This window comes from Actinocrinis sp. (assembly GCF_035653575.1).
Lineage (GTDB): Bacteria > Actinomycetota > Actinomycetes > Streptomycetales > Catenulisporaceae > Actinocrinis.
The window spans coordinates 75,463-89,945 of record NZ_DASRBQ010000068.1; the positions used below are offsets into that span (position 1 = coordinate 75,463).

Here is a 14,483-nt window from a genome sequence, read left to right on the forward strand (position 1 = left end):
CCTCCGCCACGACGGAGCCCAGCAGATGATCACACCATACCCACGCATCCCCGCACCCAGCCCCAGCCCCGCGACCGCCTCGAGCTCCACGCGCATCCGCCTGCGCCGCAGCGCGACCCTCCTGGCCGCCGCCGTGACCGCCCTCGCCGCGTCCCTGTCCGCCGCGACCCCGGCACACGCCGCCACCGCCACCTTCACCCCCGGCGCCGCCTGGAACGACACCAGCGGCAACCCGCTGCAACTGCACGGCCTCGGCATCATCAACGTCGGCGGCACCTGGTACGGCTTCGGCGAGGACAAGACCGGGGAGAGCAGCGCGAACACCTCCTTCCAGGACATCCCCTGCTACAGCTCCACCGACCTGTCCACCTGGACCCGCCAAGCCACCGCCCTGGCCCGCCAATCCAGCGGCGACCTCGGCCCCAACCGCATCGTCGAGCGCCCCAAGGTCCTGCACAACCCGAGCACCGGCAAGTACGTGATGTACCTGCACATCGACAACACCAGCTACTCCGAGGCCAAGGTCGGCGTCGCCGTCAGCGACTCGGTCTGCGGCCCCTACACCTACCAGGGCAGCTTCCAGCCCCTCGGCTTCCAAAGCCGCGACATCGGCCTGTTCCAGGACACCGACGGAACCGGCTACCTGCTCAGCGAAGACCGCGCCAACGGCCTGCGCATCGACCGCCTCTCCGCCGACTACCTCAGCGTCGCCTCCTCTGTCGCGCTCTTCGCCGACTATGAAGCCCCCGCGATGGTCAAGATCGGCGGTACCTATTACCTGCTCGGCTCCCACCTGACCGGCTGGTCCACCAACGACAACGTCTACGCCACCGCCACCTCGCTGAGCGGACCGTGGTCCTCCTTCCGTACCTTCGCTCCCACCGGCACGAACACCTACAACTCGCAGACCGCGAACATCATCACCGTCCCGGGCTCCTCGGGCACTACCTACATCTACGCCGGCGACCGCTGGACCACCGGCAACCTGGGCACCTCACCGCTGATCTGGCTGCCCATGACCATCTCCGGCAGTACGCTCACCGTCGGCTGGCAGCGCTCCTGGACCCTGGACACCAGCGCCGGCACCTGGTCCAACGGCGCCTCCAACCCCGCAAGCGGCAGCACCCACTACCTGACCAACGCGCACAGCGGCCTGGTCATGGACGTCAGCGGCGGATCCACCGCACCCGGCGGCAAAATCATCCAGTGGACCAACCACTCCGGCACCAACCAGCAGTGGACGCTCACCCGCGCGAGCGGCAACGCGTACACAGTCAAGAACGTCAACAGCGGCCTGTGCCTTGAAGCCCCCGGCGGATCGACCTCCAGCGGCGTGCAACTCGACCAGGGCACCTGCTCCAGTGCCGCCAGCCAGCAGTGGGCGTTCGACGCCGTCGGCTCCTACACCTCCCCAAGCGACACCAGCTACCTGATGGTCAACCTCGGCAGCGGCCTGACCGCCGACGACTACGGCAACTCCACCAGCACCGGCGCGATCGTCGACCAGTGGCCCGGCAACGGCGGCGACAACCAGACCTGGAACCTGTCCTAGACGCGCGGCTGCGGCCCGGAACAAGACCGTTCCGGGCCGCAGCCACCGGCCACCGGCCACCGGCCACCCGCAACGAACGTCAACCCGACGACAACCTCACCGCGCTCGGCGCAACAGCTGCGCGAGAACCGCCGTCACCACGGTCAACCCGGCGACAACACACAGGCTCACCACGAACCCGTGCACGACCGTCCCCGCCGCGAAGAACGCCACGCCGATCACCGCCACGCCCACCGCACCCCCGACCTGCTGCGCGGTCGACAACACGCCCGCCGCCGCACCCGCCAGCCGCGCATCGACGCCGGCCAGCACCGTGGAAGACAGCGGCACGAGCACCGCCCCGATCCCGAAACCCACCAGCACCAGCCCCGGCACCAACGCCCACGCCGACGACGCATGCGCCTGCCACGCGAGCGTCAGCGCCCCGGCCGCCGCCAGCACCGCCCCCAGCGCCAGCACCTGATGCCCTAACCGCGCAGCCAAGCCAGCGGCCAGCAGCAGCGCGGCGAAGTAGCCGGCCCCGACCGCCGCGAACACCACGCCGGAGAACAGCGCCGAATAACCGCGCCCCTGCTGCAGATACAGCGCCAGCACGAAGAAGAACGCCGAGGGCACCAGCCCGAACGCCATCCCCGCGAGCGAACCGACCGCGAAGCTGCGGGAGCGAAACAGCGTCAGATCCACCAGCGCGGCCAAGCCCCGCCGGGCCCGCGCCGCCTGATGCCCGACGAACACGCCCCCGAGCACCGGCGCCGACGCGAGCATCAGCCAACTCCACACCGGCCAACCGCGCTCACGCCCCTGCACCAACGGCACCACGAGCGCGGCGATCGCGACCGCGGCCAGCAGCGTGCCCACCACATCCAGCCGCGCGGCCGGCCCCCGCGACTCGGGCACCACCCGCCGCACGAACGCCAGCGCCACCAGCCCGACCGGCACATTGATCAGGAAGATCGCCCGCCAGCCGAGCCCGGCGAGGTCCGCCTGGATCAGTGCGCCGCCCAGCAGTTGACCGAGCACGCCCGCGATGCCCATCGCGAAGCCGTACGCCGCGAACGCGCGATCCCGCCTTGGCCCCTCGTACGTGGTGCCCAGGATCGCCAGCACCTGCGGCGTGAGCATCGCGCCGGCCGCGCCCTGCAACGCACGCGCCACTACCAGCGCCGTCGCACTCGGGGCGGCCCCGCACAGCGCGGACGTGACGGTGAACAGCGCGAGCCCGATCGTGAACATCCGGCGGCGCCCGTGGAGGTCGCCGAGCCGGCCGCCGGTGATCATGCCGGCCGCGAAGGTGACCCCGTAACCGGCCACCACCAGCGACATCGCCACCGAGTCGGCGTGCAGGTCGGCGTGGATGGACGGCAGCGCGACGTTGACGATGAAGAAGTCGAGGAAGGTGACGAAGGTGCCGGCCAGGACCACGACCAGTGGCCCGAGGCCGGGCACCGTGCCCGCCCGGCCGGTCGCTGGCCGGGCGAGGGTGCTGGTGGACATCGCGATTCTCCTGTCGAAACCAGGGGAGCAGAGCACAAGGGAGCAGGGGAGTAGGACGAGCCGAAGATAACGAGAGCGGTAGCGCAGCAGGCGGACAGCAGCCGCCCCGCTGCCAGGCCGCCGCTGTCAGGCGTCCGGCACCCGGTCCAAAAACCCGGCCACCGACCGGATCCGCCCGTCCGGACCGGTCGTGACCACGTCGAAGCCGACGACCACCGGCTCCGACCCGTCCGGACCCAGGCCCCAGCCGAACCGGGCGACGTCGTGATGAGCGTCGAGCGGACCGAACGGGGTGAAGACAAACCCGGGGAACTGCTGCTGCACCGCGGCGATCGTCGCGTCAAGCGCGTCCAGGCCGTCGACCTCGACAAGCGGGTCGACGTAGGCGGCGTCCTCGGCGAACAGCTCGCGCAGCAAGCCGCGCCGGGAGTCGGCGTCGACGGCGTTCCAGCAGGCGAGGTAGCGATCACGCAGGTCGGACATGGTGCGATCCTTTCGGCGAGAAACATTGCGTCTCTGACGCCGACGATCATGCGGGCACCGGCGGGGGAGCGTCGATTCCCTCAGAGGTAATGCAATCCGCTTACCTGCGAGGTAGTCGCACAGCGGCAACAGGCCGCGATAACGTCGCGCCATGACCTCCCTCACCGCCCCAACCCCGCAGGTCGGGCAGCTGCTGCGGCAGTGGCGCGAACGGCGCAGACTCAGCCAGCTGCAGCTCGCCATCCAGGCCGAGATCTCGACCCGGCACCTGAGCTTCGTGGAGACCGGGCGGTCGCGACCCACCCCGGAGATGATCGTCAAGCTCACCGAGCACCTCGACGTACCGCTGCGCGAGCGCAACGAACTGCTGCTCGCCGGAGGCTACGCACCGCGCTACCCCCAGCACGGCCTGGACGCCCCGGAACTGGCGAGCGTGCGCGCCGCGCTGCGCTCCGTCCTGACCGCACACGAGCCGAACCCCGCGGTCGTGATCAACCGCTGGTGGGAGCTACTGGACGCCAACGCGACCATCAGCCTGTTCACCGACGGCTGCGCGCCCGAGCTGCTCGAACCGCCGGTCAACGTGCTACGCCTGTCCCTGCACCCGCACGGACTGGCCCCGCGCATCGCCAACCTGGGCCAATGGCGCGCCCACCTGCTCGAACAGGTCCGTCGCCGCAAGGAGCAAACGGGTGACCCGCGCCTCGAGCAGCTGCACGCCGAGCTCACCGGCTACCCGGGAGGCTCGGCGCCCGTCCCGCCGAACAGCGTCGTGCTGCCCCTCAGGCTCCGCACCGATGACAGCGAACTGTCATTCTTTTCGATCTCCGCAACAGTCGAAACAGCAGCCGACGTGACTATCGAAGAACTCGTAATCGAATCGTTCTACCCGGCTGACGCGGCGACAGCGGACCGCCTGCGCGAGCTCACGACGGCCCGCGCAGCCGCGTAGCGGGCAGCGCGCACGAACGCAAAACGTCGGCACCAAAAGCAGGAAAGTCAACCGGCGTACATGCCCTCTCGAACCCCTCTCAACACGCTTCTCATGCATAATCTCTCTTATGCATGATACGTAGCGCCTGCTCTCCTGCGCGTTTCTTCTGCCTGCACGGATCAGCGCAACGCCTTGCTGGTGGTAGCCAGTTCCTGGCGAGCTGCGAGTAGATTGCGAGTAGCCGACGGCGGCTGGGGGCTAGATCTACCTCCAATCAACGCTCAAACCGGGCGATCCGCCTGCGGGAAATGTCCGGACCACTCCCCCGCGATGTGTCAGGGTCGTGACCAACCACTGTGTCGCTAGCTACGGACGCGCTGCTACTGTCCCGCCTGAGCCTTCAGCACACGGACGACGGGGAGGGGATCGGGATGGCTTTGGACCCGCCGATGGAGGTTGTGCAGCTGCTGAATTTCATCGGCGTGGACTGGCCGATGATCAACGAGGACACGGTGCGTGAGGTCGCCGGGTACGTCGAGCAGTTCGCCGAGAACATCCAGTCCGCGCATCAGGACGCCACCGACACCATCGGCAAGATGAGCAGCGCGTATCAGGGCGCCTCCTACGAGCAGCTGGTGCAGCGCTGGGCGGAGATGTCCTCCTCGCACATGACCGAGCTGGTGGACGGCTGCAAGGTGGTGGTCGAGGCGCTGCACGCGGCCGCCGACTTCATCGTCGCCCAAAAGGGCGTGGCGATCGCCGAGCTGGTGGTGCTGGCCGCCTCCTTCGTGGCCGACCAGGCCGCGGCGGTGGCCACCTTCGGGCTGGCCGAGGCCGCCCTCGCGGCGATCGAGCTGGCCGCGCGCAAGGCGATCGAGTTCCTGGAGCAGCAGCTGGAGCAGTACATCCTGAGCCAGGTCATCGAGGCGGGGTTCAAGGCGTTGCAGCCGATCATCCAGCGGGCGCTGGACGGGTTCGTCTTCCAGGCCGCCTCCGCCGCCCTCGGCGTACCCGCCGGCGGCGGCGGTGGTGGCGGGGGTGGGGCGGTCGGCTCCGGGTTCCAGGTCATTCCGCAGGAGCTGCGCTCGCACGCGCAGGTGCTGCACGGCCACGCGGACACCGTCGCCGCCCACGCGCAGACGCTGACCGGCCAGCTGACCGGGGTGAGCTTCGCGTGAGCAGCGGCATCGCCCGAGCGCTGGAGGAAGGCGTCGCCAACGACCTGCGCCCCGCGCTGCAGGACGCCGGCAAGGCCCTGGAGAACGCGGTGCGCTCGGTCGCCCACGGCGCCGAAGGCGTGGCCGCACGCACCGAGGCCACCGAGGCCGACGTCCTGGGCAAGATCACCGCCATCAGCGGCAAAGACGCCGACAGCGCGATCGCCACCGCGGAAAGCGACGCCACACGCACCGCGGGCAATCTCGAAGGGGACGGCAACGACCTGAGCGGCGCGGGCCACGCCGGTCAACCGTCCGAAGGCAACGGGGCCACGGTCACCGGCGGTGACCCCGTCGACGTGGTCTCCGGCCAGATGATCGCTTCGCAGACCGATCTGGTGGTGCTCGGCCTGTTGCCGCTGGTGCTTCGCCGCGCCTACGCATCCGCGTATCTCGGCGGCCGGCTGTTCGGATCCGGCTGGTCGTCCACCCTCGATCAGCGCATGGTTATCGACTCCGACGGCATCCACTACGCGGGCGACGACGCTCAGATCCTCAACTACGCGGTGCCGACGCAGCCCGGCCAGCAGGTGTTACCTGCCGACGGCGCGCGCTGGCCGCTGTCCTGGAACCGAGCCGCCGACGAGATCACGATCGAAGACCCGGCGCGGGGATACGTGCGGCACTTCACCACCCTCGGCGCCACCCGGAACCGTGGCACCGAGATCCGCGCGCTGACCGCGATATCCGACCGCAATGGGCACCGGATCACGTTCGTGCGCGACGAGGAAGGCATCCCCAGCGAGGTGCAGCACTCCGGTGGGCACCGCGTCGCCGTGGACACCGCTTACACCTCGGCCGGATGGCGCATTGAGGCGCTGCGTCTGCTGGACGGCACGAGCGGCGGCCAGGGTACGACGATCGCCGGCTACCACTACGACCGGCGCGGCCGGCTGACCGGCGTGACCAACTCCAGCGGCCTGCCCTACCTCTACGAGTACGACGACCACGACCGCATCACCGCGTGGATCGACCGCAACAACCACCGGTACGAATACACATACGACGATCAAGGCCGCGTCATGCGCGGCGAAGGCGAAGACGGCTTGCTGTCCGCGACCTTCACCTACGATCCCGGGAACCGGGTCACCACCGTCACCGACAGCCTCGGGCACCCGACCGAGTACCACTACGACGCGAACCAGCACGTCACGAAGACCGTCGACGCGCTCGGGCACGAGACCACGACCGACTACGACCGGCACGGCAGGCTGCTCTCGCGCACGGACGCCCTCGGCCGCGTCACCCGCTTCACCCTCGACGACCACGGACAGCCCACACGCATCGACCGTCCCGACGGGACGACGGCCACCGTCGCCTACAACGAGCTGCAACAGCCCGTTCGTGTCATCGAGCCGGGCGGCACCCAGTGGCGGTACTCGTATGACGAACGCGGCAATCTCACCGCCGTCACCGACCCGGTCGGCGCCGTGACCGTGTACGTGTACGACGAGCGAGGGCACCTGTGCGCGGCCACCGACGCCCTGGGCAACACCACCAGCTACGAAACCGACGGTGCCGGCGCCATCGTGCGCGTCGTGGATCCCTCGGGCGCCGTCACCGCCATCGAGCGTGACGCCTTCGAACGTCCTGTGGCGGTGACCGACCCACTCGGCGGCGTCACCCGCACCGGATGGACCGTCGAGGGCCTGGTCGCGTGGCAGACGCTGCCGGACGGCTCCCGCATGGAGCGCAGCTACGACCCCGAGGGCAACACCCTGCGAGCCACGGACGCGGCCGGAAACACCCTCGCCTTCGAATACGGGCCCTTCAACCTGCTCACCGCCAAGGTCGACGCCGCCGGAGTACGCCACCGGTTCCGCTACGACAGCGAGCTGCGCGTCACCGAGGTGGTCAATCCGCACGACCTGGTCTGGCGCTACACCTATGACGCCGTCGGCAACCTCACCGCGGAAACAGACTTCGACCAGCGCACCGTCAGCTACCGCCACGATGCCGCCGACCAGCTGATCGAGCTGGTCAACGGCGCCGGCCAGACGGTCAGGGTCACCCGCGACGCGGCCGGCAGGGTCGTCGAGCGGCAAGCCGGGCAGGACGCTGTCCACCGCTTCGACTTCGATGCCGCAGGCCGCCTGATCCGCGCCGTCGGCAACGACTGCGTTCTCGAGTACGCACGTGACCCCCGGGGACGCGTCCTGACCGAATCGGTCAACGGCCGCGTCATGGCGCACGAATACGACCTCCTCGGACGCCGCGTGAAGCGGACGACCCCGAGCGGCACGGTCTCCCACTGGACCTACGACGCGGCCGGCCGCGCCGAGACGCTCACCGGCACCGGCGGCGCACTCGGGTTCCAACGCGATGCGCTCGGCCGCGAGACCACCCGGTTCCTGGGGCCAGGCGCCGCACTGACCCAGAGCTTCGACCTGCGCGGCAGGCTCACCGCACAGGCGATCTGGAGTTACGAGCAGGGCTCGGCGGGATCTGCCGCGGGGGCCTCAGGGAGCGACGGATACCGGCTGTTGGAGCAGCGCGAGTACACCTATCGCGCCGACGGCTATCCCGCCGCGATCACCGACACGCTTCGCGGCACTCGTGCCTACGAGCTCGACCACACCGGCCGGGTGACCGCCGTCAACGCGGCGGCGTGGAGTGAGACCTACGCCTACGACGCGATGGGCAACCTGACCCACGCGACGTGGCCTACGGACGCCGCGGGTGGCGCTGACGCCCCGGCCGACACCGGCGCCGCGGACGAGCAGGGTGAGCGGGAGTTCGCCGGAACGCTCGTGCGGCGCGCCGGTCGCACCCGTTACGAGCACGACGGACAGGGGCGAATCACCCGCATCGTGCGCCGGACCCTGTCCGGTCAAAGCCGCACGTGGACATACGCCTGGGATGCCGAGGACCGGCTCACCGAGGCCGTCACACCGGACGGAACGGTGTGGCGCTACCGCTACGACCCCCTGGGCCGCCGCATCGGGAAATCGCGCCTGAGTCCCGACGGCTCGCTCGCGCACGAGACGCACTTCGTCTGGGACGGGACGCTGCTGGCGGAAGAGTCGCTGGTCGACGCGCAGGGAGCGGGCACGGCGACCAGCTGGGACTGGGAGCCGGGAACCCACCGCCCGGTAGCGCAGACCCGCCGCGCCACCTGGGCGGATGACGCGCCGCAGGCGCAGATCGATCTCGCCTTCCACGCGATCGTCACGGATCTGGTGGGCACGCCCGCCGAACTCGTCTCGCCTGACGGCGCCATCGCGTGGCGCAGCACGACGAATATCTGGGGCCACGTCATCTCGGTCACCAGCGACGGCACCGAATGCCCGCTCGGTGCACCCGGCCAGTACCGGGACGAGGAGACCGGCCTGGCGTACAACGTGCTGCGCTACTACGACAGCGCGAGTGGCTCGTACGCGAGCCCTGACCCGCTCGGCCTGTATCCCGCGGCGAACAACCACGCGTACGTCGCCAACCCCCTGGTATGGAGCGACCCGCTGGGTCTGATGCCGTGCGGCGACCAGTACGTCGACCTCTATCACGGCACGAACAGCGCGGGAGCGGCCGGCATCCGGGCCAACGGTGTCGACCCGTCCTTCGCGCCGCGTCCGCGCGACTTCGGCAACGGCTTCTACACGACGCGTGATCTCTCCCAGGCCCAGCAGTGGGCGAGCAGATACGGCTCGGACGCCCAGGTGCTGCACTTCCGAGTCAAGCAGAGCGACCTGGACGCGCTGAACTCGAGGACCTTCACCGAGACCGATCCCGACCTGCCCGGCTTCGTGCGGCACTACCGCTCGGGGGCGACCGACACGCCGTATGACATGGTCGAGGGGCCGATGCTCGGCAACCCGCGCCCCTTCATGCGCGGCGCTCCCCCGCGCTGGTTCGGCAACCAGGTGGTGTTCTTCAACGGCACCGGCCCGCTGCTCGACTCCGCGCTCCAGCCGTAAGTCAATAGGAGGGTGACGATGAGCGAGTTCCTGCCTCCGGCGACCCCCGAGGTCCGCGAACTGTTCGAGGAGACCGCCGAGGAGATGACCGAGCTGTTCGGCATCTCCCGCGCCGAGGCGGTCGCCCGGATCAACGCCCAGTGGGAGGGGCGCGAGTTCCTGGGCGAGGATGAAGTGATCCTGCACGAAGACCCGTACTACTGGGCGCTGTTCATCTACTACCGCGACGTCAAGGACTGGTCGCCCGACGCCGACCGCTCCGCATGGACCCCGCTGCCGCCGCCACCGCCGCACTCGCCGGCCTGGACGCTGCCGCCCGGCCCGTCTGACCGCCCCGCATGAGCGCGCCAGCGTACTGATATCGCGTCGGCGTCGCGCAGGTCGCCGGGAATCAGGGCACGGTGACGCGCAGTAGGAGAACGTGGCATAGTCGATCGACGGTACGTGGACGGTCGTGACGAGGTCGGTGACGTCGACGGGGGGGCAGCCAGGTGCCTGGGCGGGCGTGGCGCACGGCGCGGCAGGGTCTGGCCCGGTGCCAGCAGTTCGAGCACAGCGGCCGGATTGAGCACCTGTCGGCGGGGATCGGCCTGCTGCGGAAGGCCGCCGCCATGACCAAGGACCCTGACGAGGCGGCGATCATCAGGGGTAATCTGGGCACCGCGCTCTCGCGCCTGCACCGGTTGACGGGCGCACGCCATGCCCTGGACGAGTCGATCGAGCTGTGGGCCGGCGCGCTGGCGAGCGGGCCTCTCGGCCTTGATGACGTGGCGGGTTGGTCATACGAACTGCGCCAAGCACTGCGGAACCGATATGACCTGGCAGGCGATCGCGCCGACCTGGACGGCGCGATCGCACTGGGCGCGCTGCTGAAGCGGCTGCCGCCGGGGTTCAGGCCGCCGGCGACCCTCGCCGCCTGGCTCTCCGAGTGCGCCGATGACCTGAAGCAGCGCGCCGAGTCGCCGGCGCGGGCCGCGGACGCTGTCGCCGACACCGAGGCCGAGATCGAGCTTCGCCGGCAGGCTCTGCGCATCGCGCCCGCGGACTATCCCGATCCCGCCGGGCTGCTGGCGAACCTCGGCGCCGCGCTGAAACGGCGAGCCGTGCTCACGGCGGCCGAGGACGAACCCGAACAAACCGAAGCCATCCTGCGGGCAGCCGTGACGGCTTTGTCCGACGCGGCGTCGCTGGCCACGAGCGAGCACTCGTACGCTTACCAGGTTTTCGCGCAATTCGCGCAGGCGCTGGCAGTGCTGGCCGTGCACACGGGCGAGCCTGAGTTTCTCGAGGCCGGTATCACGGCCGCCAGGCGCAGCCGGACGCTCGCGCCACCCGGTGATGAGGCGGACGGCTGCGCGGCACAGCTCGCCTTGCTCATCGCGGAACGCGGTCGGATCGGCACCGACCTGATGCGCGGCGCGGGGGTCGATCTCGCCGACATGGCAGGGGCAATCAGGCTGCTGCGGCAGGCGTTGGCCGAGCTTGAGGCGCTCAGTCCCGAGCCAGTCGCCGGATCGCGGGCCGCCCTGGCCGGCACCACCCGCGTGGATGCGATCCTCGAGGACGAGCGGCCGAGCCTGCGCACGGATCTCGCCGTCGCGCTGCGCGCCCGCTACCTGGAGAGCGGGGATCCCGCCGATCTCGACGAGGCGGTCGATCTCGCCCGCGGCGCGGCCGCTTCACCGCGGCGCGCGGCCGACAGCGCACTGCACGGCGAGGATCTCAACCGTCTAGGTATCAACTTGCAGACACGCTACCGCAGGACGGGGCGGCTCGCCGACCTTCAGGAGGCCGTCAGCGCCCACCGCGAAGGCATCGCGGCTTTGCCCCGCGACGATCCGCGGCGGGTGAGCTACCTCTCGAGCCTCGGCCTCGCGCTGCAACTGCGTTTCGAGGCGACGGGAAACGCAGCGGACCTCGATGAGGCGATCACGGTAGGGATGGCCGCGGCTGACGCGTTCGTCGAGCAGGACGACGCCGATATCCCCGCCGAGGACAGGCCGAACTACTCCGGGCTGCTCTCGAATGCCGGGATCGCCTACCGCCTGAGAGCCGAACTGACCGGCGACGGCGAAGACCTCGACATGGCGGTGCGGCTGGCCAGGGCCGCCGTCGAAGCCGCGGGCCAAGACGCTGCCAACCGGGCGAACGCGCTGCACACGCTGGGCCGAGCGCTGCTTTTACGGTCCGGGCGACCCCTGAACGGCACGGCAGCGCGGGAACGGCCGCGCGGGAACAGCCGTGACCTCGCGGCAGCGCTCGACGCCCTGCGGACAGCCGCCAGGCTCCCCGGCGCCTCGCGCCAGACGCGGCTGAGTGCCGCGATCGGATGGGCATTGGCCGCCGCACCCGAAGCAGCCGACTGCGTATCCGACGAGAGCGGCTGGACGGACGCGGCCGACGCCTACGAGAGCGCCGTCGACCTGCTGGACCTGGTCGCCTGGCACGGCCTGCCGCGCGACGTACGGGAACTGCAGCTGGGCCGGCTGCCGGGGCTGGGCTGCGACGCCGCGGCCAGCGCCCTTGCCTGCGGCGATCTCGCGCGGGCGCTGTCGCTGCTCGCACGCGGCCGGTCCGTGCTGTGGCGGCAGCTGCTGCACCTGCGAAACGACTTTGACGAGCTGCGGGACGCAGACCCCGGCCTGCACCGGCAGCTGACCGAGCTGGGTACGGCGCTGGTCAGCGACGCCGCGCCGGACTCGGGCGAGTGGGGGCAAGAGCGAGAACGGCTGGCGGCGCAATGGGATGCGGCGATCGTGCGCGCCCGTGCGCTGCCCGGCTTGGGAGGATTGCTGCGCCAGCCCGCGGTCGACGAGCTGGTCCTGGCAGCGGCGCACGCCCCCGTGGCCGTGCTGAACGTGAGCAGGCTGCGCAGCGACGCACTCCTGATCGCCGGGGGCAAGACGACGGTCCTACCGCTGCCGCACGTCACGCCGGACGAGGTGCGTCGACTGGCTCTGGCCCATTCCGCAGCGCTTGACGCCGCAGCGCGCGGACCGCGCGACGATCCGCTGGCGATCCAGGACGCCGACGAGGTCCTGCTCCGGGTGCTTGACTGGATCGCCGGACATGTCACGGGGCCGGTACTGAACGAACTGGAGCGCACGGGCATACTGCGCGAAACCGGGGGTCATGTGCGATGGTGTCCGACGGGACTGCTGAGCATGCTTCCGCTGCATGCGGCGGCGCACGACCGCGTCGTCAGCTCCTATGTCCCGTCACTCAGTGGGCTGCCCGCCGCTGAGCGAGGCACGACGGATGCGGACGGACAGCGCATGTTGATCGTCGCCATCCGTGAACTGCCTGAGCAACTCGGCCTTGCCCGCCTGGATGGAGCGCACGACGAGGCCGTGTTTCTCGCCGGGCGGTTTCCCGGACGCCACACCCGCCTCGAGGACCGCGATGCCACCCGCCGTCGGGTGCTTGACGCTCTGCCCACGCACGCGCTGGCGCACTTCTCCTGCCATGGACTGCAGAGCCAGAAAACCCCCGCACAGTCTGCGCTTCAGCTTCATGACGAACGGCTGACCGTAGCGGACTTGGCGCAGGCGCGCCTGTCCGGCACGCTGGCGTTCCTGTCGGCGTGTGACACGGCGGCGGGTGCGGTCGCGCTGCCCGACGAGGCGATCCACCTCGCGGCAGCCGTCCAGGTCGCCGGCTTCGAGCACGTGGTCGCGGCCTTGTGGCCGATCGCCGATGATGTCACCGCGGATCTCACGATGAGTTTCTACGAGCGCCTCGTTTCCAGCGGTCGGGTCGACGCCGGTCTTACAGCGGCTGCCCTGCACGCCGCGGTGAGCGACGTGAAGACGCGCTTCCCTCGACGCCCTTCCCTGTGGGGGGCGTACGCCCACTTCGGACCGTGAAGGAGTTCGCCGTGGATGCCGTCGAACAGATCGCCGATTCCTCGGGACTGTCCGTGCCTGCGCGGGTGTGGATGAGCGAGCCGGGCCTGCTGGCAGACGACGACCAGCAGGCTTTTCTCAGCGCGCTCGCCGCCTGCGGCGCCGCGGCCGGGAGTGTGGAGGTCATCCGCGCCACGCGAACCGACACGGCGACGGCACTGGCCTGGGGCGTGCTCGCGGCAGTGCCACTGCAGGGGTTCCTCTCAACGCTCGGCGCGAAGCTGGCCGACGACGCCCACAACCGCCTGCTTGCCGCCGCCAAGCTCGTCACCGAACGGTACGAGGCCATCAGACGCGGGCGCGCGGCCCAGGCGCAGGCCGGGGAAACCGGGCACACCGCGGTCGACTCCCCCGATGATCCGGGCGATCCCCGACCCTCTGCCTGCCCGGCACCACTGATTCTCATGGACAACGGCTCCAGACTGAAGATCGTCATCGAGCCAGACCTGCCCGCCGAGGCCATCCGCTCGCTCGTCGCGCTCGACCTTAGCCAGTTCACGATCGGCCCCCTGCACTACGACAGGGCGGCGAACCGCTGGCGCTCAGAGCTCGACGAAGCGGCAGGCCGCTGAGAGCCAGGCATAGGGCCGCGTCAGCTCGGGTCGGTTGACCGGGTCAGGGTGCGGAAGGCGAGGTGGCGGCCGTGGCCTTGCGCGACGGCGAGCGCGAACCACAGGCGCAGGACTCCGTCGACGGTGTCCTGCTGGTTCTCCCCGACGTACATCGGACGCAGCCCGACCGCGCTGATCAGGGCCTCCATGGTGGCCCGGTCGCCGGCGGGCGCTGAGTAGAACATGTCGGCGGGTATGCCGTCGAACTGCGGGTCGGCCAGGTTCTCGCCCCCGAGAGTGTTGAAGGCGCGGGCATAGCGGGCCTTGGGCGCGAGCCGGGCGATGTGCTCGGCGTGGTGGGCGACGGGGCCGCCGACGTTGTTGGCGGCGTCGATGACGAGCTTGTCGGCGAGGGCGTCGCCGTGGGTGGCCA

General features: G+C 70.2%; 9 protein-coding genes and 1 pseudogene. 7 read left to right on the forward strand and 3 right to left on the reverse strand.

The window, feature by feature from the left end:
* Window positions 1–25: 25 nt before the first annotated feature.
* Complete coding sequence (locus VFA06_RS09890; RefSeq protein WP_324840159.1) at window positions 26–1,552, forward strand: RICIN domain-containing protein; 1,527 nt, start codon at window positions 26–28, stop codon at window positions 1,550–1,552.
* Between the two features lie 96 nt (window positions 1,553–1,648).
* On the opposite strand, the gene VFA06_RS09895 is transcribed toward VFA06_RS09890, so the two are convergent.
* A complete protein-coding gene (locus tag VFA06_RS09895) occupies window positions 1,649–3,046 on the reverse strand; it encodes an MFS transporter (RefSeq protein WP_324840160.1) in 1,398 nt (465 codons plus the stop codon).
* A 126-nt stretch (window positions 3,047–3,172) separates the two neighbouring features.
* Window positions 3,173–3,529, reverse strand: coding sequence for a nuclear transport factor 2 family protein (locus tag VFA06_RS09900; RefSeq protein WP_324840161.1), 357 nt, complete (start codon window positions 3,527–3,529; stop codon window positions 3,173–3,175).
* A gap of 151 nt (window positions 3,530–3,680) precedes the next feature.
* Between VFA06_RS09900 and VFA06_RS09905 the strand changes: the two genes are divergently transcribed.
* From VFA06_RS09905 to VFA06_RS09930, 6 genes are all read left to right on the forward strand, one after another.
* Complete coding sequence (locus VFA06_RS09905) at window positions 3,681–4,481, forward strand: helix-turn-helix transcriptional regulator (RefSeq protein ID WP_324840162.1); 801 nt, start codon at window positions 3,681–3,683, stop codon at window positions 4,479–4,481.
* A gap of 413 nt (window positions 4,482–4,894) precedes the next feature.
* Window positions 4,895–5,641, forward strand: a complete 747-nt coding sequence (locus tag VFA06_RS09910) for a WXG100 family type VII secretion target (RefSeq protein ID WP_324840163.1) — start codon at window positions 4,895–4,897, stop codon at window positions 5,639–5,641.
* Entirely contained in the window at window positions 5,638–9,594 is a 3,957-nt protein-coding gene (locus VFA06_RS09915) for a DUF6531 domain-containing protein (RefSeq protein ID WP_324840164.1), read from the forward strand. Before VFA06_RS09910 ends, VFA06_RS09915 begins: the two co-directional genes overlap by 4 nt.
* An 18-nt stretch (window positions 9,595–9,612) precedes the next feature.
* Window positions 9,613–9,936 (forward strand): hypothetical protein, encoded by a 324-nt coding sequence (locus tag VFA06_RS09920; RefSeq protein ID WP_324840165.1) that lies wholly within the window; start codon window positions 9,613–9,615, stop codon window positions 9,934–9,936.
* 761 nt (window positions 9,937–10,697) lie between these two features.
* Window positions 10,698–13,460 (forward strand): CHAT domain-containing protein, encoded by a 2,763-nt coding sequence (locus tag VFA06_RS09925; protein WP_324840166.1) that lies wholly within the window; start codon window positions 10,698–10,700, stop codon window positions 13,458–13,460.
* A gap of 11 nt (window positions 13,461–13,471) precedes the next feature.
* Entirely contained in the window at window positions 13,472–14,071 is a 600-nt protein-coding gene (locus VFA06_RS09930; protein WP_324840167.1) for a hypothetical protein, read from the forward strand.
* Between the two features lie 20 nt (window positions 14,072–14,091).
* On the opposite strand, the pseudogene VFA06_RS09935 reads toward VFA06_RS09930, so the two are convergent.
* Window positions 14,092–14,483, reverse strand: a pseudogene (locus VFA06_RS09935) (hypothetical protein); the annotation flags it as partial.